Below are 17,770 nucleotides of genomic sequence, written 5' to 3'. Positions count from 1 at the left end.
CTAGACTTTAACGAATATCTCAAGATTATCACGCACAATAAGGAGTTGCATTTTGCCTTCAAATCTTTCATCAAATTGTGTTTGAGAGAGGAGAAATCTCAATCGTTCAAAGCGTTTGCTCGCTGTATCGGTGGATTGTGTAATGATAGGTTCTTTATTAATCCATAAGATTTTATCTCCCGCACGTAATTCATTGAATCTCCCAGCCCTAGAGAGATTGATTGATTGGATAACCATTTGATTGTCTATATCAATACCAAAACGTTCAAGAAAAGTCTCTTTAAGCAAAAATCCACCATAACGTTGATTGACTTTGACTTTAAGATTTAGAGTTTTGCCATTGCGCAAGAGAGTAACTTGAGCAAGAGAATCTTTTTTGAGATTGCTCATTACCCATTCTGCTTCATCGCTCGTTTGCACTTTAGCGCCATTAATAGAGAGAATTTTATCTTGGGGTTTGAAAGGATTTTGAGGGACAAAAGGGTCAATACTTTTAACAATGGCTTTACTATTTTCAAAACGAATACCCAAATCACCATAATATGGAGATTTTTGAGAAAGGAATCTATCAATATATTTTTTTTCAATAAATCCTCCATTCCCCACACCCACGCCATAGATTTGATAGCAAATATTCCCCAAAACACCATTTATCGGTGTAGTCGTAGAAAATCGTGCATAGTTTAAAAATCCGCTTTGACGTTTCGTGATATGCCCTATTTGCACTTTGGTAGATGAGGAAATAAAGGCGAGTTTTTTATCATTAAGTGTGCGTTTATCAAGAGCGAGAATATCATAGCTTTGCTTAGTGCGTGGCACATCAACAAGATAAAGCCCAATAAACGGATCAGCTTTTAGAATCTTCACATTTTTGGGTGGAGTAAGGGAGTAGAGAATATGCACTTGTTTTGAGCCATTTTTAAGGCTAATAGCATTACTTGAGCCCAAAGGTGTGCTTGCTGCTTTAAAGTATTTTATACAATGGGAGTAGTCATATCCCCAAAGCAAGGGAGAAAAAAAGCAAAATATAAAGCCAAAAATGAGCTTTAATGGAAAGTTTTTAACCATTTGGTTTCCCACCAAAGATATTTAAATCCGTGCTTAAACCATTAAAAAGATTCATAGCGCTTGATTGGCGATTATCTTCTACGCTTTTACGGACATCATTGAGCGCGCTCATTAGGAGAATCTGTAAAGATTCTTTATCTTCAAGTAAGCTATCATCAATGCTAATATCGATGACTTCGCCATTCCCATTACAGCTTACACTCACAAGCCCACCGCCACTTTTAGCACTAAGAATTGTTTGTTCATTGCGTTCTTGCAAATCTTTGATAGTATCTTGCATAGAGCCAAGCATTGCTCCAAGTTGTTTTGCATCAAACATTGTTACACCTCATTTGTAATAGATAGAATCTGATTAGATTCATTGACTTGCACAATAGTAGGTTTATAGTGTTCAAGCTCATTGTGGGTATATGTGGCATAAGCAATTATTATAATAATATCGCCTATTTGAACTTTGCGTGCAGCAGCTCCATTGAGACAAATTTCACCCTTTTTATCGCCATAAATGACATAAGTGCTAAAACGCTCGCCATTATTGATATTCACAATCTCTACTTTCATACCTGCTAAAAGATTTGCACTTTGGGCAAGTGTTTTATCAATCGTAATTGAGCCGACATAATTAAGATTAGCATCACTGACTTTAGCACGATGAATCTTTGAGTAAAGCATTTCAAATTGCATTTTATGCCTTATTTGATTTGGGATATAAAAATAGTGTAATTTTATCATAAAAATATGTAATATCATTATATGATGAGTAAATAAATTAATCAGATAAGGCTTGGAGTAAGCTTTCTTATTGATTATTCCATATAAGAATCTTATTATCAATATGCGTATTTGGGATTTCTTCTAAAATGTGTATATCTTTATGGAATTGTGTTGAGTATTCTTCAAGTTTATAGCTTCGTAGACTTTTTGGAGAGATATTATTATAAGTAATATAGCCATTATGTGCATGAGTAACAAGATATTTTGTATATATATCTTGTATGTCTCTGTGTAATTCGCTAAAAGCATAGTTGCTTATAAATAAATCATATTCTTTAAGGGCGATATTTTCAAGTGTGAGAAAATTGAGTGTGGCTTTTATATCAGTATAATTGCTTAAATATTTTTGTGCGAGTAAAAGTACAGCATTTAAATCTACAAAATCATAAGAGTGGGGTGTAAATATACTATTAATAATTCGTGCTTGTCCGCCATATCCTACGCCTACTTCACAGATTCTTAAATTGTCCAAATTGCCAAAATAAAGTATTAAATCTGATAAGACCTTAATGTATCGCAGTGTGCTTGGGCTTATTTTACCAATGGGGCTATAATCATATATTACCCCCCCCCCCGTATAAATCATTTCTTTTAAAGCTTTCAAAATCTTGCATACTAAAGCATTTTCTTTGCAAAATCACATTGAGGTATTGCTGCCCTATATCTTGGCTTACATGTTCTAAGATAGCAGTATAGATAGGATTTGTCCTAAAATGTTCAAATACTTTCGTATTTTGTGCTGCTAAGGCACAAAAATGGGGATAATCCATTGATGAAGAGATGCTTGAATTTCTTTCAGAATCCAATAATCCTAAATGTTTTTTAATCCCAAAATTTTTTAAAATAAGCTTTAATCTTATATAAAGTTCCATTCTTACCCCTTTAATTTTGCGTAAAGGCATTATAGGGTGTTAAAACTTAAATTTAGGATAAGACTAGCTATTTGCTTTGATTATTTCTAGCTCTTCAAGTGAAAATCCTGCTTTTAGTCTCGCCTCATAATGAAGATTTCTAGGAATTGCTTTAAAAGCCTCAAAACGTTTGAGGATTGCAACAAAATCGCACGCACTTACTTTATTATTTGCGAATTTCCACCATTTATCCCCTTTTTTAACGTGTTCTATCTCATCGTGTAAAATGATTTCAAGAATTTCAAGCACTTGAGGCGTGATAGAATGCTCAAACTCTTTTATTTTGCTCGCTACAAAAGGATTTGCATCAAGCCCATTTGCTTCTAGTCCTCTATGAAGTAATGCCATTCTATTGCTAAAATCAGGAGTTGCTACTTGTGCATCAAAGAGCTGCGAATGCACAGGAAAATCTCCATACTCATAGCCAAGTTTATTGAGACATTCTCGCAAAAGGCGAAAGTGTAATCCTTCTTGTAATGCCACTTCAAGCCAATCTTCATAATATAATAGAGGCAGATTCTTAAAACGCGTGAGCGCATCAAGAGCTAAATCAATTGCACTATATTCAATATGCACAATAGAATGTAGCACTTTGGCGAAAGATTCTTTACTTTTAATGTGCTTTGGGCGGCGAATTTTAGTTGGGTGGATAATCTCACAGAATCTCGCATAAGAGGGGGATTGCAACGCAAATGGTGTATGATGTGATGAATGTAGTATTTGCTCGCAGAGCAGATGTTTTTGAGATGCAACTACTTCAAGGAGAGCAAGTTTAGATTCTATGCTTGGAGCGTGGAGAGCTTCAAGACTAAGAGCAAAGAGATTCATTATTTGCGCTCAAGCACCTCAAATGCAGGAAGAATTTTCCCTTCAAGTAGCTCCAAACTTGCTCCACCACCCGTGGAAATAAAGCTCATATTGTCTCGCTCTCCTGCCTTGTCTATTGCATCAGCAGTATCGCCACCACCAATAAGACTAAAGGCATAAGTATCGCTCACAGCGTGGGCAAGGTTAAAAGTGCCGCGTGAAAAAGCTTGTATTTCATAAATGCCAAGCGGTCCATTCCAAATAATTGTTTGAGAATCCCTTACCACTTCACTAAAGAGCTTACTTGTTGCAGGTCCCATATCTACTGCCATAAAGCCCTCTGGTATATCTTGTGCAGGCGTGATTTTGATATGGCGATGTTCTTTAATATCATCAGTGCTTACAACATCTACAGGCAGGTAGATTTTGACTTTTTTTTCTTTTGCTTTATCTAAAATCTTACGTGCTTCACTCACTAAATCGTCTTCCACAAGGGATTTTTGCATATCAAAACCTCGTGCTTTAAGGAAAGTATTGCTCATTGCACCACCAATGATGATTTTATCTACCACATCAAGGATATTATATAAGAGTGCGAGTTTAGAGCTTACCTTGCTTCCGCCAACGATAAGTAACACCGGTTTAAGTGGATTTGCCATTGCTTTAGCAAATGAATCAATTTCTTTTTTGAGCAATAATCCTGCTACACACTCTTTGGCATATTTAGCAATGCCACAGGTGCTTGAATGTGCGCGATGGCTTGTGCCAAAGGCATCATTGATATACACATCACAAATAGAGGCGAGTTTAGTAGAGAGTTCCTCATCATTTTTTTCCTCTCCCTCATAGAATCTAATATTTTCAAGTAAAATCACACTTCCACTCTTGCTTTGTTGTTGAAGATTTTCTACATTTTCTATTGTCTCTGCGAAAGCTATATCGCGTCCTAAAAGTCGCTCTACACGTTTAAGCACGTGTTTGAGTGAAAACTCTGCATTGCGTCCTTTGGGACGCCCTAAATGGCTGACAAGCACTATATTTTGTGCGTGATTATCAATGCAATAATTAATAGTGGGTAGTGCTTCGCGGATACGCGTATCATCTGAAATATCAAAATCCTCGTCCATTGGCACATTAAAATCCACGCGAATAAGCACTCTTTTGTCTTTGACGTCAATATCACGCACACTTTTTGTATTTTTCATTAATTCGATTCCAGTTTCCTTCATCTACGCTCCTTATTAGATTCTGTAAATAAATGCGGTATTTTATCATATTTTTATATATGCGTTATGAGTGCTTTGTATTATCCTTAATAAACAATGTTATACTTCAAAATGGGAAAAACGATGAAAATCTATTATATTGAACTTTTTGGCATTATACAGGGCGTGGGATTTCGCCCATTTGTATATCGTCTTGCACATAAAATGGGATTAAAAGGCTATGTGCAAAATCGTTATAATACTCTTTTTATCTGTCTTGAAGTGCCCACAAGAGCAATACTTGATGAATTTATCACGCATATTCTTTCATCTCCACCTCCAAATGCACATATTGTGCAACATTCTGTTACTCCTATAAGCACTCCGCATATTTTAAGTGATTATTTTGAAATTAGAGAATCTATTTCTTATTCTACATCTTTGCCTACATCTTTGCCGCTTGATACGCGTATATGTGAGCAGTGTTTAGATGATATGAAAGGCAAAGAGCGATTTTTGAATTATGCCTTTACTACTTGCACGGAATGTGGTGCGCGATATTCTATTATTAAAGCCCTACCTTATGATAGAATCCACACTTCTATGAGTGATTTTGCTTTGTGTAAAGATTGTCAAAGTGAGTATGATAATCCCCTCAATCGGCGATTTCACGCTCAACCTAATTCGTGCCATCAGTGTGCTATACAAATGCGTGTGATTGATGAGTGTGGCATACTACATTCTTTTAGCCAATCTCAAGATGATATAAAGCTTTTAAAACTTATAGTGCAAAAAATTAAAGCAGGTAAGATTGTTGCTATAAAAGGTGTGGGTGGGTTTAACTTAGTTGCAAATGCAAGTAATGCTCAAGTGATTAAAACTCTGCGTAAGCGTAAGAATCGCCCACATAAGCCCTTTGCAGTGATGTTTAAGAATCTGCAAGATATAAGTTCTGTTGCTCATATAAATGAGGAGGAGAAAAGGGCATTATTATCCCCACAAGCACCCATAGTGCTTTTAGAAAGGCATTTTAAGAGCGAGGGTATTATCAATGAAGAATGTTTTAATCTCATTGCACCACAGATTCAAAGTGTGGGAGCGATTTTGCCTTATAATGGCATTATGCACCTGCTTTTTACATTGCTTGATATGCCTCTTATTTTTACAAGTGCTAATCTCTCTGGTGAGCCAATCATCACTCACGCACAAGAGTTAAGGCAAAAACTCGGTGGAGCAAATGCAGTGTATGATGTTATGCTTGATTATAATCGCGATATTTGTAATCCTATTGATGATAGCATTGTGCGTTTTATGGCAGGAAAAATGCGTATTTTGCGTTTGGCAAGAGGTTATGCACCTGCATCTTTAGGCTTTAAAGCTCCTCTAAAAGATACATCTTTGCTTGCACAAGAGGAAGTGCAAAATGGTATTATTGTGGGTGTGGGTGCGCAGCAAAAATCCACTCTAAGCTTTATAAATATATCTTCAAATGCGGATTATCAAGCTGTGATAAGCCCATATATCGGGGATTTACATAGTGTAGATTCACTAATACGCTATAAATTGCATTATGATTTTTTTGCTAGGCTTTATATGCAGGAAATAAAGGCAGTAGGTTGTGACTTACACCCAAGCTATGCTTCTACGCATTTCGCCACAGAGCTTGAGGCACAAGGTGCGCAAAAATATTTACTTTCTCATCATAAAGCACATTTTTATGCAATCCTTGCAGAATCTAATGCTTTAGAAGAATCCGGGATTGGCATTATATGGGACGGCACAGGGCTTGGTGAGGACAAGCATATTTGGGGAGGAGAGTGTTTTATATACCAGCCAGATATGTGTGTGGGGACAATGGAGCGTGTATGGCATTTTGAGGAATTTACTCTTTTAGGAGGGGAGAGTGCAATAAAGGATATTGGCAAACTTGCTTTAAGCCTTATGTGGCACTATGGTTTGGAAAATGTGCAAAATAGAGTGCATTTTAGCCTTGCAGAGTTGGCACTTTTACAAAATAGTTTTAAAAGTGGGATTTATCCACAGACAAGTTCAGTAGGCAGGATTTTTGATGCTGTTGCTTATTTACTTGGGCTTTTAGAGGTACAAACTTATGAGGGACAAAGCGGAGCAATTATAGAATCTTGTGCGTTACGCGATTATGCAAAATACACAGAGGGAGTGGACATTGAGCCTTATAGCTTTGAACTTGCAAAGGGCGTAATTAGCCTTAGGGGGATTATTCAAGGAGTGATTGATGAGAGAGAAAAGCAAGGAGTTGAGAGGGCAGCCCATCGCTTTTTGCACACACTCGCACATATTGCTCTTGCTCTTGCTCAAAAATGTTCGCAACACAAAAATATACCATTAAAAGTATATTTTAGTGGCGGCGTGTTCCAAAATAAGTTTCTTTGTGATAGAATCCACACTTTATTTGCAAAAAATCATATTCCTTTTTATATGCACGAGAAAATGCCGTGCAATGACGCGAGTATTAGTTTCGCCCAAGCTGTATTTTGTGCATTAATTCAAGAAAAACAAGGAGAAAATAATGAATCTAAGCCGCAATGAGCGATTAGAAAATAATCCAAATTTAAATAAAAAATCTATACAAATAGTCAGTAAAATTCTCTCACAAAATGACCTCAAGGCACAGGAGTTGCGTGAAAAATATAAGCAATTAGGTGTATATGTGATAAATCTTATGAGTTCGCCCGGCAGTGGCAAAACGACACTTTTAGAATCTTTGAGTGCTTTTAAAGACTTTACATTTTGTGTGCTTGAAGGAGATTTGCAAACAAATCGCGATGCACAGCGATTAGAGGCAAAAGGTGTGAATGCGTATCAGATTACCACAGGAGAAGCTTGTCATTTAGAAGCCTCAATGATAGAAACCGCACTTTGCGAGCTACAAAAGCAATGTGATATGCAGCAAATGGATTATTTATTTATTGAAAATGTAGGCAATTTAGTATGTCCTGCAAGCTATGATGTCGGGGCAAGTCTTAATATCGTGCTGCTTTCAACACCAGAGGGCGATGATAAGATTTTAAAATACCCTACGATGTTTATGTGCGCTGATGCGGTGATTGTAAGCAAGGCAGATATGATGGAATATTTTGGCTTTAGCTTAACGCGAGTAAAAGAGGATTTAGGGCAGCTTAAGGCAAATGTGCCACTTTTTTTGACAAGCAATAAAGAGCGTGAGAGTATCTCAAAAGTGCGTGATTTTATAGAGCAAAAAAGAGCACAAAATTATCAATCACATCATCAATTTTAAGGAGTAAGAATGTGTTTGGCTATTCCCTCTAAAGTCGTAGAGATAAAAGACAATAATATGGCAGTTGTAGATACATTAGGCGTGAGCCGTGAGGCGAGTTTGGATTTATTAAATGAGAGCATAAATATAGGAGATTGGGTGCTTTTGCATATTGGTTATGTGATGAGTAAAATTGATGAGGAGAGTGCCAGAGAGAGTTTGAGACTATATGAGCAGATTTTGCAATCAATGCAAGAAGAAGAGAATGAGCGCATAGAGGCAAATAAATGAAAATTTTTATCATTAATCTTAAACGCGCAAGTGAGCGTAAAGAGTTTATGCAGCAGCAATTTGCACAAATGAGCGAGCAGCAAAGAGCGCAATTTGAGATTATATTTTTTGATGCTATTGATGGACAAAAAGGGGAGCACCTCGCCTTTAGTCAATACTCCAAAGGTGCAAGTATTGCCTTTCGCGGAAAAGAGATGAGCGATGGAGAGAGGGCGTGTTTTGCAAGTCATTATAGCCTGTGGCAAAAATGCGTAGATCTTAATGAACCTATTATAGTGCTTGAAGATGATGTTATGATTTTAGAGCATTTTTGGACAGAACTCACGCGTATAAGCAAAAGTGAATATGTGTATGTGCGATTAACATTTTTGGAGGATAAGGTAAAGGCTTTTGTCTTGCCTAATGAGTTTTATATTACTTTTTCCCAAGTAACAGGAACGCAAGGTTATTATCTTACACCCATTGGTGCTCAAGGTTTTATAACATCTGCAAAAACTTGGTATCGCCCAGTAGATGACTATATGGATATGTTTTATATTCATCATATTCCTATTATTTGCATAAAGCCAGTTTTAGGAACAATGGAGACAGAGACTACAATTGCAGGGCGATGGAGTAAGCCACCATTATATTTAAAAATAGTGCGAGAATGCACAAGATTATATTTTCAGTTAAAGCGATTAATATTTTTGACATTTAACAGAAAAAGCCTTCTTATGCCAAAAGAGGCTTTAGATTCTTCGGGGGGGGGGGTATATAAGTGCTTAAGTGCAAAAAATCATTAGATATAAAACCATTTAACCTCATTGAAAATTTCCGTGATAAAGATGTGATTCTTGCTTATGCCAAACGCATTAAAAATCTTGCACAATCATTGAGTGAGCCACTTTATATTATGGAGGTGTGCGGAGGACATACGCATACGATTATGCGCTATGGATTGCAACATTTGCTTCCAAAAAATATTGAGTTTATACACGGACCAGGTTGTCCTGTATGCGTAATGCCTAAAAATCGCATTAATCAAGCCTATGAAATTGCTATGCAAAAAGATGTGATTTTACTCACACTTGGAGATATGATAAAGATTCCCGGTAGCAATGGAAGCCTAGCAGATGCAAGGGCTAAAGGAGCTGATGTACGCTTTTTGTATTCACCTTTTGAGGTGCTCAGTATTGCAAAAGAGAATCCGCTTAAGCGCATCGTATTTTTTGCCATTGGCTTTGAGACGACTACTCCTATGAGTGCTGCATTGATAGAAAGGGTAGTGCAATCAAAGCTTACAAATGTGTTTTTTCATATTAATCACGTGCTTGTGCCCCCGCCTGTAAAGGCAATTTTAGATTCTAAGCATTGTCGTGTAAATACACTTATTGCTCCCTCTCACGTAAGTGTGATAAGTGGGGCAAAAATTTATGTAGATATTATGCACTCATTTAATATGCCTATCGTAGTAAGTGGATTTGAACCTGTGGATATGATGGAAAGTATTTATGAGATTTTAAAGCAAAGGGTAGGCAATAGGAGTGAACTTGAGATTCAATATAAGCGCGTTGTAAGTATGGAGGGCAATCTTAAGGCTCAAGCAATGGTGGAAAAGTATTTTCAAACAAGAGAGAGCTTTGAATGGCGAGGGCTTGGACACATAGCACATTCTGCATTGAAATTAAGAGAGGAATACGCATTTTTAGATGCTGAAATCCTCTTTGAAAGCATTTTAAGTAAAGAATCAATCCCTGATAATAAGGCGTGTCGCTGTGGAGATATTTTGCGAGGCGTAGCAAAACCGCTTGATTGCAAAGTATTTGGCAAAGCTTGCACACCAAGTAATCCATTGGGAAGCTGTATGGTAAGTAGTGAGGGAGCGTGTGCAGCGTATTATAAATATGGTGGTGTGATGTAGCCAATGAATACATCTTTGCGAGAAATCCTTGTAGAATCTGCACAGCGGTATTATGAGTATTTGGATAATAATGATTTGGGTTTAAGTGAAATTGCTATTACGCGCTATGAATTAAGCAATGATGAATTAGTGCTTTGGCTTAAGGGTAATGTGATAGATATGGATTTAAAGCTTGGCGGCGCTTTGCTCTTGCGTGTGGATAAGGAGTTTTATAGTATTGCGGAGGGAGAAGAGATAGAATCTCGTTTTTATGATGAAAAACAAAAGGTGCTTTATCTTTCTTTATTGCCTCATATTGTGGCAATTTTCACAAAGGCGAAAAAAGATAATATTGCATTTTCACTTTTTAGTGATTTGAAATTTTTAGTTAAAAATGTAGAGGATTTTTTTAGTAAATATGGACATAGGGTTACCCTGCCCAAATCTATTACATCTAATGAAATACCCCATATTGCACATTTAAGCGATGAGCAAAATCAAGCTTTATCTATGGTGCTCACAAATCCCCTAAGTTATGTATGGGGACCTCCTGGCACAGGTAAAACTCAAGCAGTGCTTTTTGAGGCACTTTTGTATTATATCCAACAAGGTAAAAGAGTGGCAGTTGTCGCTACTACAAATAATGCGTTAGAGCAGGTTTTGCGCACGCTCATTAAGCAATTTGATGCTTTAGGATTAGAGCGTAAGAATATTTTGCGATTAGGCACACCTACATTGCGCTATATGAATGAATTTCCACAAACTTGCGACCCGAGCATATTGCAGCAAAAAAACGCAACAAATTTGTTTAATTTCCAAGATACGCTTAAAACTCGTCTTAAAAATGCCTTTGTCGTGGGCGTAACACTTGATGGATTTATTAAACGCTATGAGAATTTAGAGCTTAAATTTCATCATATTTTTTTAGATGAATGTGCCTATGCACCGCTAATTAAGACTTGTGCATTGTGCATTGATAGCACACCTCTTTCGTTTTTTGGTGATCATAAACAACTCTCTCCTGTATGTGAAATGCCTCCTAATGAACTTATGAGAGCAGAAAATGAGAATGCGTATATATGGAATCTCTCTGCACTTTTTTTAGAATCTCTTTGTCAAGGCACACCTATAAAGGAGATTATAAAGCAATATCAGCAAACCTGTGATATACCTCCATTTGCCTTTATGCGTATGAGTAAGCTAAGTAAGACACATCGTTATGGTAACAATCTTGCTCACATTCTTGATGAATATATTTATCGTATGGGTTTAAAGGGCAATGATGAACAAATGGAGATTCTTGTGTTTGATAGTGGAAGTAAAAGCGAGCAGGATAGGCGTTTGAGTGAGAGCGAAGCGCGTGCGTGTGAGCAGCTTTGTGCAAAGCTCAAGGGTGAAGATTTTGCAGTGATTACACCATTTATCAAGCAGAGACAGCGGCTTATACGCCAAATGTCAAGAGAGAGAATCTTCACTATTCATAGTTCTCAAGGACAGGAATTTGATAATGTGATTTTCTCTCCTGTGAGTTTGCATTATCATCTCACAGATTCTCGTCAAACTCACGCACTCTATGCATTAAATGTGGCGATTTCGCGCACTAAAAAGCGGCTTTTTATTGTATGTGATTATGCTTTTTGGAATGCACAGCAAGGGCAACTGATTTGGGCGATTTTGCAACGTGCTAAAAAAATCAATAATCTTTGAATGTAAAAAGGAGTAGCAATGAAAGAGCAGTATATTACCCTCTCACAAGGCAGCGGAGGGGTAGAATCTAACGCACTCATTGAGGAAGTTATATATAAGATTTTAGGAGAAATAATCGTAGATGGTGGGGAAGATGCTGGAGTGTGTGATTTAAAAGGAAAAATAGCCCTAAGCACGGATAGCTATGTAGTAAGCCCGATATTTTTTCCTGGAGGCGATATTGGCAAACTTTGTGTATGTGGCTCAAGTAACGATATAACAATGAGAGGTGCAAAACCGCGCTATATCTCACTTGGATTGATTTTGGAAGAAGGTATGAAAAAAGCGCAATTAGAGCAAATCTTACATTCTATCAAATCAGAGGCTCAAAAGACGAATTTGAAGATTCTCTCTGGAGATACAAAGGTCGTGCCAAAGGGTGTAGCAGATAGAATCTACATCAATACAACTGCTATAGGAGAGCTGTATGCGGATTGGCGTGTGAGAAATATACAAGAGGGTGATGAGATTATTGTGAGTGCACCTATCGGAGCACACGGAGCAGTAATATTTTGCACACGGAATGAGGTTGCACTGCAAAGTGATTTACAAAGTGATTGCGCGCAACTTTATCCGATGATAGAATCTGTGAGAGATTGTCATATACACACAATGCGTGATGCGACAAGAGGAGGATTGGCTGCGGTGCTCAATGAATGGAGTAGGGCAGCGAGTGTGGAAATAATACTTACAGAGGAGAGTATTCCTGTGTTACAACAAGTTCGGGGTGTATGTGAGATTTTAGGGCTTGAAGCATTAAGTTTAGCAAATGAGGGAGTATGTGTAATGGCTGTGCCACCAAATGAAAGCAAAAAAGTGTTATCACTGCTCAAATCTCACCCACTTGGCACACACGCTTGTGTCATCGGACATATATCACGCAAGGTGCAGGATATAAATCAAGCACATGTTATTTTATGCAATGCGTGGGGTGGAAAACGATATGTGGAATATCCACAAGGCGAGTTACTCCCTAGAATCTGCTAGGCTTTAGAATTGCTCACGTGGTCTTGCTTCATTTACACGAAGGTTGCGACCACGAAAATCTTTTTCATTGAGCGCGTCAATAGCTTTAGGTGCAGCTTCATCGTCCATTTCTACAAAACCAAAGCCTTTTGGCTTACCACTCTCCCTATCATTAATAAGTTTAACAGAAAAAACTTCACCGAATTGGGAGAAAAGATCCTGAACCTCATCACGTGTAACTGCATAAACCAAGTTTCCTACATAAAGTGTTTTCAAAGCAACTCCTAAAAAATAACTAACCCCCAACTTTAAGGACGTCCTTGTATGCTACGATTTATTTACTTATAAGTTTCTTAAAAAGATACTATTGCATTATTCATTGCGTAAAACTTGCAAGGTATCTACTAAGGAAGCTTTTCTCGCAGGATAATAAGAGGAAAGGCATACGATAAAAATTGCCCCTATAATTGTAAGCAAGAAGTCAATCAAAGATAAGTCTAGCGGTAACTTAGAGCTACCATATACATCTGCGGGAAGCGAGATAATGGGGAAAGTATCAAGCACATACATTGCTATACCTGTGAGAATAATCCCAAGCGCTATACCACTTAAACCGATAGTATTTCCCACCCAAAAAAATATACTTTTAATCTCTTGCCTACTTGCTCCAAGCGAGAGGAGCAGAGCAATTTCTTTGCGGCGATTCATTACAACCATAAGTAAAGAGCTAATGATATTAAGAGCAGCCATTACAATGATAAGCATAAGCACAATAAAAAGTGCGCGTTTTTCAAGCTCTAACGCCGAGAAAAAATTGCCATTTTGTTGCCACCAGCCCTCAACTCCAGCGCGATAGGGAAATTGTGTGTTAAGAAAATCGCTAATGCTATGAATATCTTGCATAGGATTTGGTGTGTATATGTGAATCCCATCATATATGCCCTCATTAAGATGGCGAATCTTTTGTAATGCGCTTAAATTTGTATATACATAAGCTTCATCATACGCTCTCAAACCAGATTCAAAGAATCCTGCAATACTAAAACGTTTATTAATAGGTGTGTAGCTAAATCCTGATGGTTCAAGTTGGGTAAAAAATAAATCAAGTTTATCGCCAGATTCTAATCCGAAATTTTCCTCCATACTTTTTCCTATAAGAATAGAAAACTCTTTTTGCATAAAAGATTCAATATTTTTTTTAAATTCCGTATCGGAATTTTGAGAAGTTTTAAAAGCTTTTTTGACAACAGCATTGATTTGGGATTCTGCTTGCATATCTACACCAAAAACCATAGCTGCACTCATTGTATTGCCTATTTTGCCCACAGCTTGATAACGCAAATAAGGACTAAAAAGAAATTGAGGAAAATGCGCTTTGAGTGCCTGAAGTATATTTGCATCTACACCCTCATAGGTAGTAGAATATATGCTTAGAGGATAGTTCATAATAGAGAGTTTGCGTTCAAATTCTTTTGTCATACCATTCATAATAGCCATTGCCACACAAAGCACCATAACGCCAATACCCACACCAAAAAATGCTAAGAGCGCCGTGATAGAAATGAAAGGTTGTGTTTTGTCAAAACGTAAATAACGGGGCAAGAGATAAAAAATAAGTGTTTTCATTTATGCAAGCAATCCACTTTTAGGTCCGCTTTTGCCGTGGCATACTTTGTATTTTTTGCCACTACCGCAAGGACAAGGGTCATTGCGTGCAATTTTGTTCTTTCGCACAGGTGTAGAATCCATATTGGTATTTAAATCTTGCAAGTTTTCTTCAAGTTCATCTTGCAAATTTTTTATCATTTTATTTGCTACTTCCTCTTCTTTGTCTCTTAATTGGATAATTTGTAGCATTTTAGTTGTTTCAAATTTAAGATTCTCTACAAATTCTAAGAAAAGATTATAACTTTCTTTTTTGTATTCAACGAGCGGGTCTTTTTGATTATACCCGCGAAGCCCTATGCCTGTTTTAAGATTATCCATTGTGTAAAGATGTTCCCGCCACGAGCTATCAAGCACTTGTAAGTAAATAATACGTTCAATTTGGGCGCGTTGAGATTCTTCAAGTTTTGACATTTTTTCCTCGTAGGCTGTATTCATTTGCGTAATGAGTTTTTCAAGTAATTCATCATAATCAAGATTCTCACAATTTCCAATCTCAAGCCCAAGCTCTTCATTGACTTGTGCTTTGAGTGAATCTATATTGAAATTACTGCTTTCATCGCCGGGTAAAATTTGGGCTTTATAAAGCATAGATTGCGCAGTGAGTTCGCGATTAGTGCTAATTCGCTCTTGCAATGAGCAATTTTCATCAAGCAATTCGTTACGTAGTTTATATACAGCTTTGCGTTGCTCATTAGCAACATCATCATATTCAAGCAAATGCTTGCGTGATTCAAAATGGAGATTTTCTACCTTTTTTTGCGCACTTTCTACTGAACGCGTAACAAGTCCAGATTCTATATGTTCGCCCTCTTTAAGCCCAAGACGCTCCATAATGCCCTTAATCTTATCGCTCCCAAAGATTCTAAGTAGCGAATCTTCAAGGCTCAAATAGAATTGACTAATGCCCGGGTCGCCTTGTCGCCCAGCTCTTCCGCGTAATTGGTTATCAATGCGGCGGCTTTCGTGTCGCTCTGTCCCAATAATATATAATCCGCCAAGTTCGCGTATTTCGTCGTTGATTTTAATATCTACACCGCGTCCTGCCATATTTGTAGCGATTGTTACTGCGCCTTTTACTCCAGCGTCTTTAATAATTTCGGCTTCTTTGGTGTGCTGTTTGGCATTTAAGACAGTGTGAGGGATTCTATGTTTTTTAAGAAGTTCGTGGAGAATCTCACTTTTTTCAATACTTGCAGTTCCTACAAGGACAGGCTGCCCTTTTTTGTAAAGCTCTTGAATCTTGTCAATAACAGCATTAAATTTCTCTTTCTCACTTTTATAAATAAGGTCATTGAGGTCTTTGCGCTGCACAGGGACATTTGTAGGAATACTCACTACTTCAAGGTTGTAAATTTGCAAAAATTCACTTGCTTCTGTTTGCGCTGTACCTGTCATACCAGAGAGCTTTTCATAAAGACGAAAATAATTTTGGAAAGTAATATCTGCAAGTGTTTGACTTTCCTCTTTAATATCAACCTTTTCTTTTGCCTCAATTGCTTGATGTAATCCCTCACTAAATCGTCTGCCTTCACTTAAACGCCCTGTGAATTCATCAACAATGACTACTTCATCATTTTGCACAACATAGTCTTTGTCTTTAATAAAAAGATAATTTGCCTTGAGTGCTTGGTCAAGATGATGAGAGAGTGCAGCATTTTCAATACTATAAAGATTATCTACTTTAAAAAGACTCTCAGCCTTTTTAATGCCTTCTTCATTGAGGAGAATAACGCGATTTTTTTCATCAATGCTAAAATCTTCTTCGTTTTTGAGCCTTTGAGCTACGCTATTGGCGAGTTGGTAGTGTTCAAGTGTGCGATTAACAGGTCCAGAGATGATAAGAGGTGTGCGTGCTTCATCAATAAGGATAGAATCTACCTCGTCAATAATCGCAAAATAGTGCTCTCCTTGCACTTTTTGAGAAAGGTCATATTTCATATTGTCTCGCAAATAATCAAAGCCAAATTCATTATTTGTGCCATAAACAATATCACACGCATATGCTTGCAAACGTTCATTATCATCGCGGACTTCACTTGTAATAATACCTACTTCAAAGCCCAGAAAATTATAAAGTGGTTCTAATTCTTTGGCATCTCTATTGGCAAGATAATCATTAACTGTTACAACGTGCACACCCCTGCCACAGAGTGCATTAAGACATACTGCAAGAGTTGCCACAAGCGTTTTGCCCTCTCCTGTTTTCATTTCAGCGATACGTCCATCATTAAGTGCCATACCACCGATAAGTTGCACATCAAAATGCCGCATACCTAGCACTCTTTTGCTTGCTTCGCGTGTGATTGCAAAGCTTTTATGCAGAATTGATTGAAGTGAGGTTTCCCCATTTTGGATAAGTTTTCTTAATTGCATAAAAGCCTCTTGCAGTTGTGCATCACTTAGAGTATTGTAAGTAGATTCTAAAGCATTAATGGCTTGGACTTCTTTAAGATAATGTTTAATGAGTTTATTGTTGCGTGAGCCAAGAAATTTTGAAATAAGAGTTTGCAACATAGATAAGCCTTTTTAGCAAAATTGGGTTTAGCGGAATAAACCTTGAAAAATTGGGCATAATTTTAGCATACTTTCGGTAAAATCTTGCTCTTAAATTTTAGACTTAAGGATAAGATAATGGAAGTTTTAAGGCGTTATGTGCTTGTATTTACTAGCTTATGTATGACACTTTTTGCGTGGGGCGAGAATTTACAGAGCATAGAAGCGGATTTTGAACAGATTGCTGTGAACGAAGATGGTGTGCCTACTCGTTATGAGGGACATATCATAGGAAAAATGCCAAGTAAGGTTAAATGGGATTATAAAGCGCCTTTGCAAAAAGAAATTTATATGAATAAAAATGAAGTTATTATGTATGAACCGCGTTTAGAGCAAGTAAGCCATTCACGCTTAAAGGATAAAGCAGATTTTCTCTCTATCCTTAAATCCGCTAAAAAGCATAATGATGGCACATATCATACGAAAGTTGATGGTATAGAATATGTGCTTTTTATAGATAAAGCACAAAAGCCAGAACGCATTGAATTTGTAGATTCTATGGGCGTAAAAACAACGCTCAAACTAAAAAATGTCAAGCTCAATGGGGTTATCAGTGATAAAAAATTTGTTTTTGTGCCGCCTCAAGGCGTGGAGATAGTTGAGTTGCATTCGCGTTAAAGTATGATGCGATGGTTTTAAGGAA

Annotated in this window: 18 protein-coding genes; 8 read left to right on the top strand and 10 right to left on the bottom strand. The window is 37.3% G+C overall.

Translation table 11 applies throughout. The features are described 5' to 3' along the window. The 7 genes from LS66_RS07910 to LS66_RS07880 form a co-directional block, all read right to left on the bottom strand. On the bottom strand, window positions 1-1,068 hold the full coding sequence (locus tag LS66_RS07910) for a PDZ domain-containing protein (RefSeq protein ID WP_011115176.1): 1,068 nt from the start codon (window positions 1,066-1,068) through the stop codon (window positions 1-3). Then, window positions 1,061-1,387 (bottom strand): YbaB/EbfC family nucleoid-associated protein, encoded by a 327-nt coding sequence (locus tag LS66_RS07905; RefSeq protein ID WP_034368320.1) that lies wholly within the window; start codon window positions 1,385-1,387, stop codon window positions 1,061-1,063. The genes LS66_RS07910 and LS66_RS07905 overlap by 8 nt, the downstream gene beginning before the upstream one ends. A 2-nt stretch (window positions 1,388-1,389) precedes the next feature. Beyond that, window positions 1,390-1,752 carry an aspartate 1-decarboxylase gene (gene panD / locus LS66_RS07900; RefSeq protein ID WP_034368323.1) on the bottom strand — a complete coding sequence of 121 codons (363 nt, stop codon included), beginning with the start codon at window positions 1,750-1,752 and terminating at the stop codon, window positions 1,390-1,392. A gap of 115 nt (window positions 1,753-1,867) precedes the next feature. Then, window positions 1,868-2,446, bottom strand: coding sequence for a putative sugar O-methyltransferase (locus tag LS66_RS07895; protein ID WP_236097008.1), 579 nt, complete (start codon window positions 2,444-2,446; stop codon window positions 1,868-1,870). Then, window positions 2,397-2,714, bottom strand: coding sequence for a hypothetical protein (locus tag LS66_RS07890; protein WP_138092016.1), 318 nt, complete (start codon window positions 2,712-2,714; stop codon window positions 2,397-2,399). Before LS66_RS07890 ends, LS66_RS07895 begins: the two co-directional genes overlap by 50 nt. A gap of 63 nt (window positions 2,715-2,777) precedes the next feature. Then, on the bottom strand, window positions 2,778-3,581 hold the full coding sequence (locus tag LS66_RS07885) for a ferritin-like domain-containing protein (protein WP_011115171.1): 804 nt from the start codon (window positions 3,579-3,581) through the stop codon (window positions 2,778-2,780). Beyond that, window positions 3,581-4,789 (bottom strand): phosphoglycerate kinase, encoded by a 1,209-nt coding sequence (locus tag LS66_RS07880; RefSeq protein ID WP_011115170.1) that lies wholly within the window; start codon window positions 4,787-4,789, stop codon window positions 3,581-3,583. Before LS66_RS07880 ends, LS66_RS07885 begins: the two co-directional genes overlap by 1 nt. A 120-nt stretch (window positions 4,790-4,909) precedes the next feature. Between LS66_RS07880 and hypF the strand changes: the two genes are divergently transcribed. From hypF to hypE, 7 genes are read left to right on the top strand one after another with little or no spacing between them, the layout of a single operon-like run. Next, window positions 4,910-7,333 carry a carbamoyltransferase HypF gene (hypF, locus tag LS66_RS07875; protein ID WP_236097007.1) on the top strand — a complete coding sequence of 808 codons (2,424 nt, stop codon included), beginning with the start codon at window positions 4,910-4,912 and terminating at the stop codon, window positions 7,331-7,333. Next, on the top strand, window positions 7,314-8,042 hold the full coding sequence (gene hypB, locus LS66_RS07870) for a hydrogenase nickel incorporation protein HypB (RefSeq protein ID WP_034367050.1): 729 nt from the start codon (window positions 7,314-7,316) through the stop codon (window positions 8,040-8,042). Before hypF ends, hypB begins: the two co-directional genes overlap by 20 nt. 9 nt (window positions 8,043-8,051) lie before the next feature. Next, window positions 8,052-8,312 (top strand): HypC/HybG/HupF family hydrogenase formation chaperone, encoded by a 261-nt coding sequence (locus tag LS66_RS07865; protein ID WP_034367053.1) that lies wholly within the window; start codon window positions 8,052-8,054, stop codon window positions 8,310-8,312. Next, window positions 8,309-9,097, top strand: coding sequence for a glycosyltransferase family 25 protein (locus LS66_RS07860; RefSeq protein ID WP_081947957.1), 789 nt, complete (start codon window positions 8,309-8,311; stop codon window positions 9,095-9,097). The genes LS66_RS07865 and LS66_RS07860 overlap by 4 nt, the downstream gene beginning before the upstream one ends. A gap of 2 nt (window positions 9,098-9,099) precedes the next feature. Next, window positions 9,100-10,215: a hydrogenase formation protein HypD gene (gene hypD, locus LS66_RS07855; protein ID WP_034367087.1), complete on the top strand. Its 1,116-nt coding sequence runs from the start codon at window positions 9,100-9,102 to the stop codon at window positions 10,213-10,215. A gap of 3 nt (window positions 10,216-10,218) precedes the next feature. Continuing rightward, window positions 10,219-11,901 carry an AAA domain-containing protein gene (locus LS66_RS07850; RefSeq protein WP_034367055.1) on the top strand — a complete coding sequence of 561 codons (1,683 nt, stop codon included), beginning with the start codon at window positions 10,219-10,221 and terminating at the stop codon, window positions 11,899-11,901. 18 nt (window positions 11,902-11,919) lie between these two features. Next, entirely contained in the window at window positions 11,920-12,927 is a 1,008-nt protein-coding gene (hypE, locus tag LS66_RS07845) for a hydrogenase expression/formation protein HypE (RefSeq protein ID WP_034367058.1), read from the top strand. A gap of 3 nt (window positions 12,928-12,930) precedes the next feature. Here hypE and LS66_RS07840 read toward each other — a convergent pair whose 3' ends face one another. The 3 genes from LS66_RS07840 to secA form a co-directional block, all read right to left on the bottom strand. Further along, a complete protein-coding gene (locus LS66_RS07840) occupies window positions 12,931-13,182 on the bottom strand; it encodes an RNA-binding protein (RefSeq protein ID WP_011115162.1) in 252 nt (83 codons plus the stop codon). A gap of 96 nt (window positions 13,183-13,278) precedes the next feature. Further along, the gene (locus LS66_RS07835; protein ID WP_011115161.1) at window positions 13,279-14,532 is read right to left on the bottom strand and encodes an ABC transporter permease; all 1,254 of its coding nucleotides are present in this window, start codon (window positions 14,530-14,532) and stop codon (window positions 13,279-13,281) included. Continuing rightward, complete coding sequence (secA, locus tag LS66_RS07830) at window positions 14,533-17,088, bottom strand: preprotein translocase subunit SecA (RefSeq protein WP_034367061.1); 2,556 nt, start codon at window positions 17,086-17,088, stop codon at window positions 14,533-14,535. It abuts the gene before it with no gap. A gap of 117 nt (window positions 17,089-17,205) precedes the next feature. Between secA and lolA the strand changes: the two genes are divergently transcribed. Beyond that, window positions 17,206-17,745, top strand: a complete 540-nt coding sequence (gene lolA, locus LS66_RS07825) for a LolA-like outer membrane lipoprotein chaperone (RefSeq protein WP_034367064.1) — start codon at window positions 17,206-17,208, stop codon at window positions 17,743-17,745. Window positions 17,746-17,770 lie beyond the last annotated feature (25 nt).

The sequence above is a fragment of the Helicobacter sp. MIT 03-1614 genome (assembly GCF_000762925.2).
Taxonomy (GTDB): Bacteria; Campylobacterota; Campylobacteria; order Campylobacterales; family Helicobacteraceae; genus Helicobacter_C; species Helicobacter_C hepaticus.
Note: the sequence above shows the minus strand (reverse complement) of the source record. Positions and strands in the feature narration are given on the sequence as shown.

Excerpts from the sequence above, each read along its gene's own strand:
- LS66_RS07910 (WP_011115176.1), bottom strand. The coding sequence starts at position 1,068 with ATGGTTAAAAACTTTCCATTAAAGCTCATTTTTGGCTTTATATTTTGC.
- LS66_RS07905 (WP_034368320.1), bottom strand. The coding sequence starts at position 1,387 with ATGTTTGATGCAAAACAACTTGGAGCAATGCTTGGCTCTATGCAAGAT.
- panD (WP_034368323.1), bottom strand. The coding sequence starts at position 1,752 with ATGCAATTTGAAATGCTTTACTCAAAGATTCATCGTGCTAAAGTCAGT.
- LS66_RS07890 (WP_138092016.1), bottom strand. The coding sequence starts at position 2,714 with ATGGAACTTTATATAAGATTAAAGCTTATTTTAAAAAATTTTGGGATT.
- LS66_RS07885 (WP_011115171.1), bottom strand. The coding sequence starts at position 3,581 with ATGAATCTCTTTGCTCTTAGTCTTGAAGCTCTCCACGCTCCAAGCATA.
- LS66_RS07880 (WP_011115170.1), bottom strand. The coding sequence starts at position 4,789 with ATGAAGGAAACTGGAATCGAATTAATGAAAAATACAAAAAGTGTGCGT.
- hypF (WP_236097007.1), top strand. The coding sequence starts at position 4,910 with ATGAAAATCTATTATATTGAACTTTTTGGCATTATACAGGGCGTGGGA.
- hypB (WP_034367050.1), top strand. The coding sequence starts at position 7,314 with ATGAATCTAAGCCGCAATGAGCGATTAGAAAATAATCCAAATTTAAAT.
- LS66_RS07865 (WP_034367053.1), top strand. The coding sequence starts at position 8,052 with ATGTGTTTGGCTATTCCCTCTAAAGTCGTAGAGATAAAAGACAATAAT.
- LS66_RS07860 (WP_081947957.1), top strand. The coding sequence starts at position 8,309 with ATGAAAATTTTTATCATTAATCTTAAACGCGCAAGTGAGCGTAAAGAG.
- LS66_RS07850 (WP_034367055.1), top strand. The coding sequence starts at position 10,219 with ATGAATACATCTTTGCGAGAAATCCTTGTAGAATCTGCACAGCGGTAT.
- hypE (WP_034367058.1), top strand. The coding sequence starts at position 11,920 with ATGAAAGAGCAGTATATTACCCTCTCACAAGGCAGCGGAGGGGTAGAA.
- LS66_RS07835 (WP_011115161.1), bottom strand. The coding sequence starts at position 14,532 with ATGAAAACACTTATTTTTTATCTCTTGCCCCGTTATTTACGTTTTGAC.
- secA (WP_034367061.1), bottom strand. The coding sequence starts at position 17,088 with ATGTTGCAAACTCTTATTTCAAAATTTCTTGGCTCACGCAACAATAAA.
- lolA (WP_034367064.1), top strand. The coding sequence starts at position 17,206 with ATGGAAGTTTTAAGGCGTTATGTGCTTGTATTTACTAGCTTATGTATG.